This is a genomic window from Ruminococcus flavefaciens (assembly GCF_900143025.1).
Classification (GTDB): Bacteria; Bacillota; Clostridia; order Oscillospirales; family Ruminococcaceae; genus Ruminococcus; species Ruminococcus flavefaciens_I.
This window is the reverse complement of sequence record NZ_FRCT01000002.1, coordinates 131,749-147,422: the sequence shown is the minus strand read 5'-3', so window position 1 is coordinate 147,422 and position 15,674 is coordinate 131,749. Positions and strand designations below refer to the sequence as shown.

Below are 15,674 nucleotides of genomic sequence, written 5' to 3'. Positions count from 1 at the left end.
TCAATTGCTCAGTTTGCTGAGCACATAGTCCTTCTGTTCTGCCTTATCTATAGTATCGTTGAAACGCTCAGGCTTGTTTTTAAGATCAGCAAGAGCTGCCGGAACAGGAATATTTGAAAGCTCAGCTATCTTTTCTACCTTATCATACTCATCAATATCAGATTTTTTGCCTTCAAGAGCTTCAAGAACAGCTGCACTGAACTTATACGGACTTGCAGTCGAAGCAATTACAGTCTTTGTCTTATCGCCTGTTGTTTCCTTATAGTCCTTGTATACCTTTACAGCTACTGCTGTATGTGTATCGCAGGTGTATGAATACTTCTTATAAATAGAACTGATAGTTGCCTTTGTCTGACCGTCATCGCAGAAGCCTGCTGAAAATTCTTCCTTCAGCTTAGCCTTTACTGCATCGCTTACCTCATATCTGCCCTCTGTAGCAAGCTTACCGAACCATTCACGGATAACGGCATCATTCTTGTCTGTCATAAGGTAAAGAAGTCTTTCGAGGTTGCTGGATATAAGTATATCCATTGAAGGAGAAACTGTTGCATAGAACTGTCTGTTTCTGTCATATATACCTGTATTTATAAAGTCTGTAAGAACATTATTGATATTTGAAGCACAGATAAGCTTATTTACAGGGATACCCATATGCTTTGCGTAGTATGCTGCAAGAATATTACCGAAGTTTCCTGTAGGAACAACAATATTTATCTTTTCACCAAGCTGGATCTCTCCGTCCTTTACCAGCTCTGCATAAGAAGAAATGTAGTAAACGATCTGAGGTACAAGTCTGCCCCAGTTAATAGAATTGGCACTTGAGAACATCATTCCCTTGTCATCCAGTGCTTTTTTGACATCGTCATTTGTAAAGATAGCCTTAACGCCATTCTGACAGTCATCAAAATTGCCCTTTATAGCACAAACTCCAACGTTGGAGCCTTCCTGTGTTTTCATCTGACGCTTCTGCATAGGGCTTACGCCGTCCTCAGGGTAGAATACAAGGATAGATGTGCCTTCAACGTCTTTAAAGCCTTCCAGTGCAGCCTTACCTGTATCACCTGATGTTGCAACAAGAATTACTATCTTCTTATCAAGATTGATCTTCTTGGCTGAAGTTGTGAGAAAATATGGGAGTATCTGAAGAGCCATATCCTTGAATGCACAAGTAGGTCCGTGCCAGAGCTCAAGCATATATGTTCCATCAAATAAATGAGCGATCTCAGAAATACTCTCTGTCTCAAAATTTTTGGTACTATATGCGTTATCAGTACAATAATGTATCTCGGCATCAGTAAAATCTGTAAGATACTTTGAAAATACATAAGCAGCTCTGTCAGTGTATTTCATATCACCGATAGCTTTTATCTCATCAAGAGTAAGCTGTGGTATGCTCTCGGGAACGAAAAGTCCGCCCTCGGCAGAAATTCCCTGAGTAATAGCTTCTGCACTCTTGACCTTGACTTCGCTGTTTCTTGTGCTGTTATAGAACATATTATCACCCTTTAAAATATGAAATTGTAGCCTGTGGTATCATAGGCATTTGTTATATAATCAATGCTGAGCACTTTCCCGTCCATGATGATGACTTGTGCGACATCAAATCGAGGCTGAAGGAAATTAGGGTGCTTGCAGCAATAATCAGCGGCTGTTTTGATAATCAGACCGCGTTTACGCTTGTTGACAGCTTCAAAACCATTTACCATACTGTCCGGCTTGCGTGATTTGACTTCAACAAACGCTATATAATCGCCGTTTTCTGCGATTATATCTATTTCGCCGCCTTTTATACGGTAATTCCGAGCGGCAATGTTATATCCCCGGTCTTTAAGATAAGCACAAACGCTTTCCTCACCGAGCTTTCCTATTTCACTTTTTTTCATAAAGCTTTTTAAGAAATGTTTTTCTGTGAACTTCAGATATGCCGAATTCCTCAAGCTTCTCATAATGGAGCTTGGTTCCATAGCCCTTATGCTGCGAGAAGCAGTACTGCGGATACTTTTCATCAAGTTCACGCATATAGCGGTCTCGTGATACCTTTGCAAGTATAGAAGCCGCTGCTATCGAAGCTGAAACAGCATCACCGTGAATTACATATCTGCTCTCACATTCAAGCTCAGGCAAACGATTGCCGTCAATGAGCGCGAGATCAGGCTTTACGCCTAATCCGCTGATCGCTCTTTTCATTGCAAGCATAGCAGCCTGTAAAATATTTATCTTATCTATTTCTTCAACGCTTGCTGTTGCAACACAGTAAGCGTCCGCCTTGTCTATTACTTCATCATACAGAAGTTCACGGCGTTTTTCGGATATCTTTTTGCTGTCGTTAAGGTAGTTTATAAGTACACTGTCGTTTAAAATAACAGCCGCAGCATAAACATCACCTGCAAGAGGTCCTCGTCCTGCTTCATCAACACCGCAGATAACAGGGTACGCCTTTCGAAGCTCAGTATCGTAGTCAAATAATTCCTTATGTAAAATTATTCTTGCCATTACAGCTCCTTTTTCTGCGGAGCTTCAAGAGTTATCCTGCCAAGCTTGCCGCTTCTGAACTCATCAATAACAGTTATTGCAGCACGCTCGGTATTGATCTCTCCGCCCGATATCATCATTCCGCGCTTTTTTCCGACCTTTTCAAGAAGTACAAGTCCTGTATCTTCATCAGAAAGCTCTATCTTATACCTTTCCTTTAAAGAGTTCGGATAATTTTCAGCAAGATACGAAAGAAGCTTCATTGCAAGAGTTTCGATATCAAGAATGTCATCGCTTATAGCTCCTGTAAAAGCAAGCCTTACCGCAACGTCCTGATCTTCAAACTTAGGCCACAAAACACCCGGCATATCAAGAAGCTCTGTATTATTATCAAGCTTTACCCACTGTTTTGTACGTGTAACTCCCGGTCTGTCCTCGACCTTGGCACGTTTAGAACCTGCAAGCTTATTGATAAGGGACGACTTTCCAACATTAGGTATCCCCACTATCATAAGTCTGACAGCAGCTCCTGTCATACCGTTTTTAGCCCTTTTGTCCATGAGTTCTTTAAGGACGGTATTTTTTATTGCAGGAAGTATAGCTTTCAGTCCTTTGCCTGATTTACAGTCGACTGCAAGTGCTTCACTTCCGTTTTGTCTGAAATAATTTATCCACTGCTGAGTGGTTCGTTCATCAGCAAGGTCACTTTTGTTAAGCAGTACAAGTCTCGGCTTGTTTCTGGTCATATGATCCATCTCGGGGTTGCGGCTGCTCAAAGGAGCACGCGCATCTACTATCTCCACAACTGCATCAACAAGTGAAAGATTAGCAGCTATAAGACGTCTTGTTTTAGCCATATGCCCAGGAAACCACTGGATCTGCTTCATATCACTGTTATCCACAAATGCCTCCTGTAAACATCTATATACTTTTATTTTACCCTTCCTGCCTTTTCAGCAGGTGCGATACGAAAAACAACTTTTCCAACAACATCGTCCACAGAAACAAAGCCTATGTCATATGAACGGCTGTCAAGAGAATTTCGTCTATTATCTCCCATTACAAAAAGATAACCACTTGGAACCGTAACGGGATACTTTCCTGTAAAAGCTCCTTCATCGGAATGAGTAAGACCGCTTGTATAGCTCTCCGTCAATTCTTCACCGTCAATAATCACCTTACCTCTGGAAAAGTCGATATCAACACTTTGTCCTTCACAGGCGATTATTCGTTTTACGATAGTTTTATGCGATACAGCTTTATCATACAGATCTCCGCTGTCATCAAGAAGTCTTGCTTCCGATATATTTGCAACTATAATATCACCCTGAGAAAGTTTGGTAAACGGCAATGTCTCAACAATAAGCTTGTCTCCGCTAAAAAGAGTTTCCTGCATTGACTCGCCCTTAACAACATATATTTTGAAACAGTATGTAAATATCATTACTGTAACAAAAAATGTAATAAGGAGAGTTTCAAGAAAATCCATTACCTTACTCAGAGATCCTGAGCCTGTTTTATTAGTACTCATTTAGAAAAGCAGGAACTTGAAATCCTTTATAGGCGAATATCTTAGAACTGCCTTGCCATAGATCTGATCCTTTTTAATAAGACCTATATCTGAAACACGGCTGTCAGATGAACCTCGTCTGTTATCTCCCATTACAAAATAATAGCCCTCGGGTATTGTTATAGGGAAATTAAATGCATCGCCTGCATCAATAACAGTATCCTTTATATATGGTTCGTCAAGCACCTTGCCATCTACGATGACCTGCTCTTTATCAGGGTCTATCATAAGTGTCTGACCAGGCTCTGCAACGACTCTCTTGATAAGACATTCTTTAAGATGTGAAGCGGAAATATCACGCTCTACGATCTTGTTATTCTCATCAAGAAGATAAGATTTATTATTATCTATGACGAGTATATCGCCGTAATGAGGACCTGTATAAACTGTTGTCATAAATATTCTGTTGCCATCAAATAAAGTATCATTCATTGAGCTTCCGTCAACAACTACAGGATGAAGCAAGTATGTGAAAATCATAACAATAACAAAAACAGTAAGCAGGGTAGATTCAACTATTTCAAGGATATCATCGACCAGCTTACTTTCCTTTTTTGCTGATTCGGATGACTCGTCTTCTCCTTCATCATCATCTTCTTCATCATCGTCATTATCAGCAGCATCTTCTGTGATATCTTCGATATCCTCAGATGCTTCTTCGACAGCCTCAACAGCTTCCTCGGCACTTTCTTCTATTTCATTTTCTGCTTCTTCGTTTTGTAAATTGTTCTTTATTTCATCAGCCATAATGCTGCCTCCAGACTATAAAAATGTAAATATGTAGCAAAAAAGGGACTTTAAGTCCCTCAAGGAAAGAAGATGAGTCAGCCGAAGCGAGTCGGCTGAACTCAGTCTGCAACCTGTTAGCGGATCTGTTCCTTAACCTTAGCAGCCTTACCAACTCTGTCTCTGAGGTAATAAAGCTTAGCTCTGCGAACTTTACCGTATCTTACAACCTCTACCTTGTCAACAACAGGAGAGTGAAGCGGGAATACTCTTTCGATACCACAGCCGTGTGCTACACGTCTAACAGTGAAAGTCTCGCTGATTCCGCCGTGCTTCTTTGCAATTACAGTACCCTCGAAGATCTGGATACGGCTCTTATCGCCTTCCTTGATCTGAACGTGAACCTTTACGGTATCACCTACGTTGAACTGCGGAACATTTTCCTTCATGCTTGATTCGCTGATTAACTTGAGTGCATCCATTTTATTTTCCTCCTAAAATTTCCGAACATTCTTACCTGTTCCGCAGCAACCGTTCAGCATTCGGTTTGTGCAGAAATAATATAAATATGTGTACTTAATTAAGTACATCGGCTCATAAATGAGCATCAGGCAGCGGACTATCCGATTTAATGTCTTTCGGCATTAACCCTCATTCAAGTATAAAAATACCCGAACGGATTTCAAATGCTTTTATATAATACCATACTTTGATAAAAAAAGCAAGTGTTTTTTAGAAAAAAACAAAATTAATTTATTTACTTCTTTTTGAGTATTGCCATTGCCGCGTGATGAAGTATATCAAATTCGTTAGAAGGAGTTTTTGCAAGCATTTCCATGTGCTCACGCTCCCAGGCTGATATTTCTTCTGCGCGGAGAGAAGCTCCAATACCGCGACAAGCTTTCATGCGTCCGTTCCAGCTTTCACGGGTAAAAGGTACCATTAAATCATAATCCTCGGCGTACTCGATAGTAAAAAAGTCATTTGCATTCTCTGGAATAAATACAGGCTTACGAACATATCTTCCGCCTGTCCACTTAGGATTGTACTTGAGGACGAGACTTTCGCTGTCCCATGCTATTTTATCCTCGTCAGGTAGCCATGCCATGAATAATATCACCAACCTACCGCCCTTTTTCAAAAGTTTGGCAAGCTTTGGGATAACGGTATCGTAATCAAAGTAGAAAAAGCACTGACACGCGGTTATTACATCGAAAGTTTCATCAGGGAAATCAAGCTCCTCTGTAGCTGAAACTACAAAATCAATATTCATGCCGCTGTTTTGAGCGAGTATTTTTGCTTGTTCTATCTGATTTTCAGATATATCAGCACCTGTCCATGAAGCTCCGTATTTGTACATATTACGTGGTACAACACCTGTACCTGTACCGATATCAAGAACACGCTGACCTTTTACACAAAGTCCTCTTTCAGCTACCTTGCCAAAGAAAACAGGCGGGTAAATGTCGCGAAATTTAGCGTAATCTGAAGAAGTTCTTCCCCAGTCGAAGGATTTGCCGCCATCAATATCATTTTTCTGTATATCCATTTCTTATTCCTTTTGTTATTCAAATACTGTGTTATCAGCACATAAAATAGCTGTTCTGCGTATGTTTTTTGCTTCAAACGGTATTTCGGTCGTTTTCTTCAATGCTTCAATAAAAAGAGTTGGATTATAATTTGTCTGAGTACCTGCCGGCAGATACATTGATATTTTTACTGAATTATCCGCCTTTTCACAGAACAAAATTTCGAGATCAGGCTTTATATCAACAGTTTTTATACCCTTTTTAGTTTTTTTCTCAATATTTATCTCAGGACTCGCAATGAGTTCCTGTACAGCATCGAAAAGCCTTTCTGTATCACCTGATATCAAAGAAAAGCTGTACTCAGCCTTTGCAATAGCGGTTATTTTCTGTTTTTGCTCTGCAACTTTTATTATTCTCATTCCCTCAGGCATTACAGCATTGAGCTTGTCTCTTATTTCGTCAAAAGAAATATCCTCGTTCAGATTGAAATCAAGTATCTCACAGCTACTTTCAAAACCAAGAGAAAGTGCAAGTGCAAAGCTGTAGTACGGGTGCGGATTGAAGCCCTCAGTGTACCATATAGGCAGACGCGAACGTCTGAATGTCCTTAGCATACAACGGTTAAGGTCAAGGTGGGAAATGTATTTTGCACGCCCACACTTCTCAAATGTAGCTCTTACACGGATCAAAAACATTCCCTCCCTACTTTTTTATTTACGCCGCAGCCAGAACATCTTAATCGGCAGTTTGGTGTAGTTTTAGACTGATGAGCAGTTTTATTCTCTCGGATAAGGAACTCCTTTGTAACCAGATAATCAAGGTGATCCCACGGAAGTATCTCATCATACTCAAATCGCCTGTTAGCGTAAAACGCAGTATCTATACCGCAGTCCTTAAATGCTTCAAGCCATTTGTCGTAACGATAATGTTCCTCCCAGCTGTCAAATTTACAGCCCTTCTTCCAGGCAGTATAAATAACATCACAAAGTCTCCTGTCACCTTTGGCAAGTACAACTTCAAGCTGGCTTACATTCGGATCGTGATAGCTTACCTTGATCTTTTTTGTTTTTACAGAATCAAGAAGCAGTTTCTGCTTATGCTCGATCATCTCACGAGTATCCTGAGGCTCAAACTGAAACGGAGTAAAAGGCTTGGGTACAAAGGTAGCACAGCTTATGGATATCTGCACGCCTCTTCCCTTCGGGCGATTTTCTATGCTGTAAAAAAGGTCTATTATACGGTTCGCAAGCTCTGCTATACCGACTATATCCTCGTCTGTTTCAGTTGGCAGTCCCATCATAAAATATAATTTTACAGCTGAATATCCGCCCTCGAAAGCAATTCGACAGGTATTCATTATCTCTTCTTCGCTGACATTTTTGTTAATAACATCACGCAGACGCTGGGTTCCTCCCTCAGCCGCAAATGTAAGACCACTTTTACGCACTTTCTTGATTTTTTCAAGCAGAGACTCAGAAAAATTATCCACTCTGAGCGACGGAAGTGAAAGATTTATTCTCTCACTTACTGTATAATCAAGAAGCTTTGTAAGCATTGGGTCGATCTCAGAATGATCGCTGGTACTTAATGAAGCCAGTGATACCTCATCATAGCCTGTATTTTCACACAGACATTTCGTTTCATTTACGACTGTATCTGCGTGCTTTTCCCTGAAAGGGCGATATATGAAGCCTGCCTGACAAAAACGACAGCCTCGTATACAGCCTCTTAGCACCTCTACAGAAGCACGATCCTGTACTATCTCTGTAAATGGTACTACAAAATTCTTAGGATAATAAGAGCTGTCCATATCCCTTATTATTCGTTTTCTTATTATTTCCGGAGCCCCTTCCGCTACAGTCATCTTTTCTATAGTACCGTCAGGCTTATATGAAAAAGTGTAAAACTGCGGAACATAAACGCCCTCTATCTGAGCAGCTTTTCTGAGAAAATCAAGTCGTGATGCTCCCTGCTTTTTCATATCGGCATAGAGATCTATGACCTCAAGATTTACTTCTTCACCCTCACCGAGAATGAAAATATCAAAAAAATCTGCCAATGGCTCGGGATTGCAAACACATGGACCGCCAGCAATGACTATCTGCGTAAGCTCGTCGGTCCTGTCTTTTGCATAAATCGGTATACCTGCAAGATCAAGCATATTGAGCACATTCGTATATGAAAGCTCATATTGCATGGTAAATCCAATAAAGTCAAAATCTTTTATAGGATCAAGACTTTCGAGCGCATATAACGGAATATCATTTTCACGCATTACAGCTTCAAAATCTTCACCCGGAGCAAAACAGCGTTCACACCAGTAGTTTTCACGCTCATTTGTCAGAGAATAGAGTATCTTCATACCCAGATGCGACATTCCTATATCATATGTATCAGGAAAACAAAAGGCAAATCTTACATCTATCCTGGATTTATCCTTTATAATACTTCCGACTTCGCCTCCGATGTATCTCGAAGGCTTCTGAACCTCAAGAAGGTGTTTTTCGATTTTTTCTTTAAGCATATTGCCTCCGATCTCAATAGCGCTTATCATCAGGTATTAGTGACATAAAGCTTCTGTACTCACCGCGCCAGCCTATAGGAACAAAATTTTCGAAATTTTCAGGCTTTGGGAACTGAGAATACATGATATTGCTGTCAAAATCTATAAACATAGACGCATCGTAATCTATTTTCTTATCATCATGAGCCAGCGTCCTCAGCAGTCTGAGTTCATCGGCAGAGTACCTGCATTTAAAAAGGTGCGCAAGGAAGTGACTTGCCGAAAAGCCGTCAAGCACTTCTATCCCCCAACGTTTCTCACAGAACTGCTCATACGTGCCGATATCAGCTTCCAGCCTGCTTTGTGTTCTGCCGCTTTTTTTATAAGCAGCTTCCCATATGGAGTATAGCTTTTTATAGTCCATTTTCCAGAGATTTTTCGGAGCAACATACCATTCAAAATGCTTTTTGAACATTACTCCTACTATAATATTTTCACCATATTTCGGCAAAACCTTATCTATCTGTTCCATAATTCACGGAAAGCTCCTTTTCAAAACATATCATATCACAAAACTGAACACCTGCTTCGATTATCGGGTGATCATAATTATCAATGAAAAAATTTTTGATAACGCCGCAGCTTTTAAAGCCACAGCTTTCATAAAACGGTACTGTCAACGGACTGTCGCCTGTACCGACCGTAATCTTTTTGAAAGCTCCTGAAAACTTGTTTTCGATGTATGCGATAATCGCTTGTCCTATGCCTTTTCGCTGATATTGTTCGGAAACAGCTATATTCTTCAGTTCAAGAACAAAATCGCCCTCATCGGTGATAACGAATACTGCACAGGCATAGCCATCATCTTTCACAACAAAAAGCCTGCCTCTTTCAAGGTATTTATAAATCATTTCTTCCTGTTCATCACCAAGAAGAAGCAGCTCCATATATTTTTCCTTGCAGTCGCAGACTTCGGAAATAGCCCTCATTTCATGCTCTCCTCACAAAATCTCTTCGGTAAAAAATCAGAGAGCTTATATTCACCGTCAGAAAGAATTATAATAAGATCATCTCCGCAAAACTCGCTGAGCACCTGCAAACAAGCTCCACAGGGATAACATGGCTTTGAAAAATCACCGCCGCTGCTGCCTGCTATTGCGATAGCTGAAAAATTCATATATCCTTCTGATACTGCCTTGAAAACAGCTGTTCTTTCGGCGCAGTTAGTAAGTGAAAATGATGCATTCTCAATATTGCAGCCTTTAAATACCAAGCCATCAACTGTAAGCAAAGCTGCACCTACCGAAAAGCCCGAATACTTTGAATATGACATTTCTGCTGCCTTTACTGCCTCTGCAAATAGTTCCTTACGCTCCATAATATCACCTGTTTCTGCCCACCTTACGCTTTTTACCGTCAGGTGTGAGTATATAAGTGTTTTCAAGCTGAGCAGCAAGATTTCCTGTAACAGCACGTCTGTACTCGTTACGAAGTTCAGTCTGTTCCGATTTTTCAGCTTCTGAAAGCCCCTCGTTTTTTGATTTTCTTGCAAGTTCATTGATCCTGTCAATTTTTTTCTGATCCAAATTAAACACTCCCGAATAAATATATTTTTATTGTAACATTATTTGATGATAATTTCAAGCCTTTTTCACTGTATAAGCCCTATTTTATTGCTGCCGAATGTGCTTTTCAAGCTTTCAAACGACTCTTTTGAGACTTTAATGCCAAGCTTTGAACGAGGCATAACTGTCTTTTTGATGTCGGAGAGATAACAGCATATCATAGTCTCACCCTTATACCTGCTGCAAAGCTCTATAAGCTCGGGACTTATTGCAGTTTCGGCAGAATCAGCCTTTATACAAAGCTTCATATTCGATAAATAACGTTCAAACTCCGTTTCAGCAATAATTGCACCGCATATTACTGTAACACGGTCATCTTTTACAGAAAGCCTTCCGTTTATAAGCACTACAGCGTCATTGACAAGCTTTGAGCCGTTTATCATAAACAGATCAGGGAAAACAACACCTTCTATCTCACCTGTCTCATCAGAAAAAGTCACAAAGCTCATCTTATCGCCATTTTTAGTTACATGAAGCTTAGCACTTTCAACTGAGCATACTATTTTTACGCTCATACCTTCTGTAATATTGGATTGAGTTATAATATCTGATATCTTCCTTGCATGAAGTATTTCAATAATCCAATTATACGGTGCAAGCGGGTGTCCGCTTAGATACATTCCTGTCGCATCTTTTTCAAGTGCAAGTAAAGTCTTTTCGTCATATTCCTGCTTGTACGGAATTCGTATATTCATTTCTGTCGTATCTTCACCATCAAGAAAATTAAGCTGTCCTTCAATTACTCCCCTTGTTCCTGAGCCTGTCATATCAAGCAAAGATTCATAGCTTTCCAGCATCTGCCTGCGATTCAGTCCGAGTCCGTCAAAGGCCCCTGCCTTGATGAGATTTTCCATAGCTTTTTTATTAAGCTCTCTTCCGCCTACACGCTCGCAAAAATCCTGCAAGCCATAAAATTGACCATTTTCGCTCCGTTCGCTGATTATCTTGTCAGCAAGTCCGCTTCCCACATTTTTTATCGCAAGAAGTCCGAAATATATACTTCCGTTTGCGAAGGTAAAAGTCTTATTACTCTTATTGACATCAGGCTTTAAAACATTTATGCCGTAATCCCTGCATGAATTCAGATATTCTGCAAGTTTAGCACTCATGCCCATTACGCTTGACATAAGTGCCGACATATATATACCGCGATAATGATATTTCAGATATGCTGTCTGATAGGCAAGATAAGCATATGCAGCCGCATGAGATTTATTGAAAGCATATGAGGCAAAGCTTACCATTTCATCAAAAACTGAATTAGCAATATCCTCAGAAACGCCGTTTTCTGCTGCACCTTTCATAAAGCTTTCCCGTTCCTTCAGCATTACATCATGCTTCTTCTTAGCCATTGCTCTTCGTACAATATCTGCATGACCGTAGGAGTAACCTGCAAGCTTTCGACATATTTCCATTACCTGTTCCTGATATACCATACAGCCATAGGTATCCTCAAGAATATCCTTTAGCAAAGGGTGCTTATAGGTAACTTTGTCAGGGTGCTTCTTATTCTCGATATATACAGGAATTGACTTCATTGGTCCTGGGCGGTACAATGATATAACAACAATAAGGTCTTCAAGACGCTCAGGAACAAGCTCCATGACACGAGCAGTCATGCCTTCGCTTTCAAACTGAAAAACACCCTGCGTATCCCCGGCTGACATCATTTTGTACACGTCCTGATCGTCTGTTGGGATCGCATTTATATCGAAATCCGGTTCATAACGATGTATCTCATTTACCGTATCACGGATTATTGTAAGATTTCTGAGTCCGAGAAAATCCATTTTCAGCAATCCCAAAGATTCAAGAACGCCCATAGTGTACTGTGTAACAACCGTATCATCATTGCGCTGAAGCGGTACAAGATCACTAAGAGGAACTGCCGATATAACAACACCTGCTGCATGAGTAGAAGCATGACGCGGCATTCCTTCAAGCTGCTTCGCAAGATCAATAAGCCTGCGAACATCTCTGTTTGTATGGTAAAGAGAGTCCAGCTCTTCGCTTTCCTTCAAGGCTTCATCAAGGGTTGCACGAGGATCTATCTCTTTTGCGGTACTGTCGCAAAGCTGATAAGGAAGTCCAAGAACTCTGCCCACATCACGCACAGCTGCACGGGCTTTAAGTGTATCAAAAGCGATTATCTCAGAAACATAGTCCTTCCCGTATCGCCGAACAACGTAATCCTTAACACTCTGCCGTCCCTCGATACAGAAATCAATATCAAAATCGGGCATACTTACACGTTCGGGATTAAGAAAACGTTCAAAAAGCAAATTGAATTTTATCGGATCAATTCCGGTTATGCCTATACAGTAAGCGCATAAACTTCCTGCACCCGAACCTCTTCCAGGTCCAACAGGAACATTATGTTCACGGGCATATCTTATAAAATCCCAGACAATGAGATAATAATCGGTATATCCCATTTTTGTTATTATATCAAGCTCATACTCCATTCGCTCAATAATCTTTTCATCTGGGTTTTCACCGTATTTCTCAAACATACCTTTACGGCAGAGCTGTCGGAAATATTCCTTATTATCAGAAACGCCCTCTATTGTAAATTTCGGAAGCTTTATATTGCCGAATTCAAATTCTACATTACATCTTTCGGCAATTGAAACTGTATTGGAAACTGCTTCTTCATGTCCTTTAAAGAGTGCTGCCATTTCATCTGCCGACTTCAGGTAGAATTCATCTGACTCAAAGTGCAGCGCATTCGGATCGTTAAGAGTTTTTCCGGTCTGGATACAAATAAGAACGTTCTGTATTTCCGAGTCTTTCTTATTAATGTAATGGCTGTCATTTGTAGCAGCAAGAGGAATATTAGTTTCCGCCGAAAGCTTATATAAAAGAGGCAGTATTCTTAACTCATCTTTTATCCCGTGATTCTGTACTTCTACAAAATAATTGTTTTCTCCAAAGAGATCACGGTATTTCAAGGCAACTGACTTCGCTTCATCATAATGTCCGTCAACAAGCAGCCGGGGAATCTCGCCTGCAAGACAGGCAGACATACAAATAAGACCGCTGTGATATTTCTGAAGAAGCTCAAAATCCACACGCGGTCTGTTATAAAAACCTTCGATACTTGCAAGAGAAACAAGCTTTACAAGATTTTTATATCCCTCATTATTTTCACACAAAAGAATAAGGTGATACGGCGATGCATCGAGCTTGGGTTCACGGTCATGTCTTGTTCTTCTTGCAACATAGACCTCACAGCCTATTATAGGCTTTACTCCTGCTGCTCTTGCTGTATTCCAGAATTCAACAGCACCATACATATTGCCATGATCAGTAATAGCTACAGCAGTCTGTCCAAGCTCCTTAACCCTTTCGATAAGCTTTTTTATACGGCAGGCACCGTCCAAAAGACTGTATTCGGTATGAACATGAAGATTAACAAATTCATCATTTCTCATGCTTTACACCTCCGCACCTTATCTCCTCAGCCAGTTTGGCAAGTTTTTTAAATCTATGATTTACACCGGATCTGCTTATGGGCTCACTGAGATTTTCACCTATTTCCTGCAAGCTCATATCAATATTTTCAAGTCTCAGCTCAGCAACTTCACGCAGCTCGTCCGACAGACTTTCAAGTCCCAACGAATGATCTATCAGCTTTATATCTTCGATCTGTTTCATAGCCGACTTTACTACCTTATCAATATTTGCAGCATCACAGTTTGCAATTCGGTTTGCCTTATTCCTGATATCCTTATAAATCTTCATATTCATAAGTTCGAGGGTGCATTGAGTAGCACCGATAAAGGTCAGTGTATCTTCTATCGACTCGCTGCCCTTGATATAGACTATATTCTGCCCTCTGCGAAGCATTGTCTTGGCATTTACTCCGATATCATTGAGCAGTGTCATAAGCTGCTCGGAAAGCACTTTCTCGGGGCAGGCAAATTCAAGATGATACTCCTTTGACGGGTCGTTCACGCTTCCACAGGCAAGAAAAACTCCTGCTGTAAAAACTCCGAGACTATTAGTAGCAATAATCTCGGAGTCTATGACTCTTTCACGCTCTGATATCTTATACTTTTCAAAAACAGCTGCTGCATTTTTATCGTATATATCATAGGTATGCAAAACAGTGCCGTTTTTACGTATATGTTCGCTTTCTGAAAGCTCTGTCCTGAACACAGCTTTGAAAAGCTCCTTAAAAAGCCGGGCAGAGGTACTGCTTTCACTCTGAAAACATATCCTTTCACGAGTAAGAGTTCGGCTGAATAATAACATTCCGTAAAGACAGGCAAATCTCTTGTCCTTATCATTTACAGATGAGCATATCTCGTGTCTTACATCATTTGAGAATGAAATTTTTACCACTCCCTTAATCAGAATTTTCTGTCCTTGGTAATATCTCTGTGATACTTCTGTACTTTATACTCTTTTTCAATAAGATGATCAGCCATAAGCTCGGCAAAGGTAATGGAGCGATGCTTTCCGCCCGTACAGCCAAAAGAGATTACCAGCTGACTTTTACCTTCGCGCACATAAAGCGGTATAAGATAATCAATAAGGTCGGTAAGCTTGTCAAAAAGCTCTTTAGATTGGTCAAAGCTCATAACATAATCTCTGACGCAGCTATCACAGCCTGTATGATTACGCAGTTCCTCAATATAAAACGGATTTGGCAGACATCTTACATCAAAAACAAGGTCTGCCTCAGTCGAAACACCATATTTAAAGCCAAATGACATTACTTTTATAATAAGAGAATCCGAACTCTTTTCAAGGAAAAGTCCTTTGACCTGCTCTTTAAGCTGAGATGAAGTAAAATTCGATGTTTCTATGTAATAATCCGCGATCTCTCGGAGCTGTGACAGCTGTTCCCATTCATAGTTGATCGCATCGTGGATATTTCCGTTAAATTTATCGGAAAGAGGATGTCTTCTTCTTGTTTCCTTATATCGTTTCAGCAGAACATCATGGCTTGCTTCAATAAAAAGAACCTTTACATCTACATCGCTGCGATTTTTCAGTTCCTGCCATGAACGGAAGATCTCAGCAAACATATCTCCTGTTCTGATATCAACTGCAACAGCTATTTTATTAATATCCGATTCAGACTGTCTGCAAAGATCAACAAACTGTGTTATAAGCTTTGGTGGTATATTATCGATACAATAAAAACCTATATCCTCCATTACGTCCATAACACTTGATTTTCCTGATCCCGACATTCCCGTTACAATCAAAAGCTGCATAACGATCTCCTTTTAACAAAG

17 protein-coding genes are annotated in these 15,674 nt (G+C 40.3%); all 17 read right to left on the bottom strand.

What is annotated here, in order from left to right; genetic code table 11:
* A complete protein-coding gene (gene thrC / locus BUB28_RS02850) occupies positions 1 to 1,494 on the bottom strand; it encodes a threonine synthase (RefSeq protein WP_072948506.1) in 1,494 nt (497 codons plus the stop codon).
* 11 nt (positions 1,495 to 1,505) lie between these two features.
* Complete coding sequence (locus BUB28_RS02845) at positions 1,506 to 1,883, bottom strand: YraN family protein (protein ID WP_072948504.1); 378 nt, start codon at positions 1,881 to 1,883, stop codon at positions 1,506 to 1,508.
* Complete coding sequence (rnhB, locus tag BUB28_RS02840) at positions 1,870 to 2,493, bottom strand: ribonuclease HII (protein WP_072948502.1); 624 nt, start codon at positions 2,491 to 2,493, stop codon at positions 1,870 to 1,872. Before rnhB ends, BUB28_RS02845 begins: the two co-directional genes overlap by 14 nt.
* The gene (gene ylqF, locus BUB28_RS02835; RefSeq protein ID WP_242939919.1) at positions 2,493 to 3,374 is read right to left on the bottom strand and encodes a ribosome biogenesis GTPase YlqF; all 882 of its coding nucleotides are present in this window, start codon (positions 3,372 to 3,374) and stop codon (positions 2,493 to 2,495) included. The genes rnhB and ylqF overlap by 1 nt, the downstream gene beginning before the upstream one ends.
* A gap of 29 nt (positions 3,375 to 3,403) precedes the next feature.
* Positions 3,404 to 4,003, bottom strand: a complete 600-nt coding sequence (gene lepB, locus BUB28_RS02830; protein WP_072948500.1) for a signal peptidase I — start codon at positions 4,001 to 4,003, stop codon at positions 3,404 to 3,406.
* Entirely contained in the window at positions 4,004 to 4,789 is a 786-nt protein-coding gene (gene lepB, locus BUB28_RS02825; RefSeq protein ID WP_072948498.1) for a signal peptidase I, read from the bottom strand.
* 116 nt (positions 4,790 to 4,905) lie between these two features.
* Positions 4,906 to 5,250: a 50S ribosomal protein L19 gene (gene rplS, locus BUB28_RS02820; RefSeq protein ID WP_072948496.1), complete on the bottom strand. Its 345-nt coding sequence runs from the start codon at positions 5,248 to 5,250 to the stop codon at positions 4,906 to 4,908.
* Positions 5,251 to 5,525: 275 nt separating this feature from the next.
* Entirely contained in the window at positions 5,526 to 6,317 is a 792-nt protein-coding gene (locus tag BUB28_RS02815; protein ID WP_072948493.1) for a class I SAM-dependent methyltransferase, read from the bottom strand.
* Positions 6,318 to 6,332: 15 nt separating this feature from the next.
* Entirely contained in the window at positions 6,333 to 6,992 is a 660-nt protein-coding gene (locus BUB28_RS02810; RefSeq protein WP_072948490.1) for a TIGR03936 family radical SAM-associated protein, read from the bottom strand.
* Positions 6,983 to 8,821 carry a TIGR03960 family B12-binding radical SAM protein gene (locus BUB28_RS02805; RefSeq protein ID WP_072948943.1) on the bottom strand — a complete coding sequence of 613 codons (1,839 nt, stop codon included), beginning with the start codon at positions 8,819 to 8,821 and terminating at the stop codon, positions 6,983 to 6,985. The genes BUB28_RS02810 and BUB28_RS02805 overlap by 10 nt, the downstream gene beginning before the upstream one ends.
* 13 nt (positions 8,822 to 8,834) lie before the next feature.
* Positions 8,835 to 9,332, bottom strand: coding sequence for a hypothetical protein (locus BUB28_RS02800; protein WP_072948488.1), 498 nt, complete (start codon positions 9,330 to 9,332; stop codon positions 8,835 to 8,837).
* Positions 9,316 to 9,789, bottom strand: coding sequence for a GNAT family N-acetyltransferase (locus BUB28_RS02795; RefSeq protein WP_072948486.1), 474 nt, complete (start codon positions 9,787 to 9,789; stop codon positions 9,316 to 9,318). Before BUB28_RS02795 ends, BUB28_RS02800 begins: the two co-directional genes overlap by 17 nt.
* Positions 9,786 to 10,178 carry a cytidine deaminase gene (locus BUB28_RS02790; protein WP_072948484.1) on the bottom strand — a complete coding sequence of 131 codons (393 nt, stop codon included), beginning with the start codon at positions 10,176 to 10,178 and terminating at the stop codon, positions 9,786 to 9,788. Before BUB28_RS02790 ends, BUB28_RS02795 begins: the two co-directional genes overlap by 4 nt.
* 4 nt (positions 10,179 to 10,182) lie before the next feature.
* Positions 10,183 to 10,386: a DUF896 domain-containing protein gene (locus tag BUB28_RS16920; RefSeq protein WP_072948482.1), complete on the bottom strand. Its 204-nt coding sequence runs from the start codon at positions 10,384 to 10,386 to the stop codon at positions 10,183 to 10,185.
* A 65-nt stretch (positions 10,387 to 10,451) separates the two neighbouring features.
* Positions 10,452 to 13,859 carry a DNA polymerase III subunit alpha gene (locus BUB28_RS02780; RefSeq protein WP_072948480.1) on the bottom strand — a complete coding sequence of 1,136 codons (3,408 nt, stop codon included), beginning with the start codon at positions 13,857 to 13,859 and terminating at the stop codon, positions 10,452 to 10,454.
* Positions 13,849 to 14,772 (bottom strand): DNA-binding protein WhiA, encoded by a 924-nt coding sequence (gene whiA / locus BUB28_RS02775; protein ID WP_242939918.1) that lies wholly within the window; start codon positions 14,770 to 14,772, stop codon positions 13,849 to 13,851. Before whiA ends, BUB28_RS02780 begins: the two co-directional genes overlap by 11 nt.
* Before the next feature lie 8 nt (positions 14,773 to 14,780).
* Positions 14,781 to 15,653, bottom strand: a complete 873-nt coding sequence (rapZ, locus tag BUB28_RS02770) for an RNase adapter RapZ (RefSeq protein ID WP_072948477.1) — start codon at positions 15,651 to 15,653, stop codon at positions 14,781 to 14,783.
* Positions 15,654 to 15,674 lie beyond the last annotated feature (21 nt).

Coding starts and splice junctions, on each gene's coding strand:
- thrC (WP_072948506.1), bottom strand. CDS start 1,494: ATGTTCTATAACAGCACAAGAAACAGCGAAGTCAAGGTCAAGAGTGCA.
- BUB28_RS02845 (WP_072948504.1), bottom strand. CDS start 1,883: ATGAAAAAAAGTGAAATAGGAAAGCTCGGTGAGGAAAGCGTTTGTGCT.
- rnhB (WP_072948502.1), bottom strand. CDS start 2,493: ATGGCAAGAATAATTTTACATAAGGAATTATTTGACTACGATACTGAG.
- lepB (WP_072948500.1), bottom strand. CDS start 4,003: ATGAGTACTAATAAAACAGGCTCAGGATCTCTGAGTAAGGTAATGGAT.
- lepB (WP_072948498.1), bottom strand. CDS start 4,789: ATGGCTGATGAAATAAAGAACAATTTACAAAACGAAGAAGCAGAAAAT.
- rplS (WP_072948496.1), bottom strand. CDS start 5,250: ATGGATGCACTCAAGTTAATCAGCGAATCAAGCATGAAGGAAAATGTT.
- BUB28_RS02815 (WP_072948493.1), bottom strand. CDS start 6,317: ATGGATATACAGAAAAATGATATTGATGGCGGCAAATCCTTCGACTGG.
- BUB28_RS02810 (WP_072948490.1), bottom strand. CDS start 6,992: ATGTTTTTGATCCGTGTAAGAGCTACATTTGAGAAGTGTGGGCGTGCA.
- BUB28_RS02805 (WP_072948943.1), bottom strand. CDS start 8,821: ATGCTTAAAGAAAAAATCGAAAAACACCTTCTTGAGGTTCAGAAGCCT.
- BUB28_RS02800 (WP_072948488.1), bottom strand. CDS start 9,332: ATGGAACAGATAGATAAGGTTTTGCCGAAATATGGTGAAAATATTATA.
- BUB28_RS02795 (WP_072948486.1), bottom strand. CDS start 9,789: ATGAGGGCTATTTCCGAAGTCTGCGACTGCAAGGAAAAATATATGGAG.
- BUB28_RS02790 (WP_072948484.1), bottom strand. CDS start 10,178: ATGGAGCGTAAGGAACTATTTGCAGAGGCAGTAAAGGCAGCAGAAATG.
- BUB28_RS02780 (WP_072948480.1), bottom strand. CDS start 13,859: ATGAGAAATGATGAATTTGTTAATCTTCATGTTCATACCGAATACAGT.
- rapZ (WP_072948477.1), bottom strand. CDS start 15,653: ATGCAGCTTTTGATTGTAACGGGAATGTCGGGATCAGGAAAATCAAGT.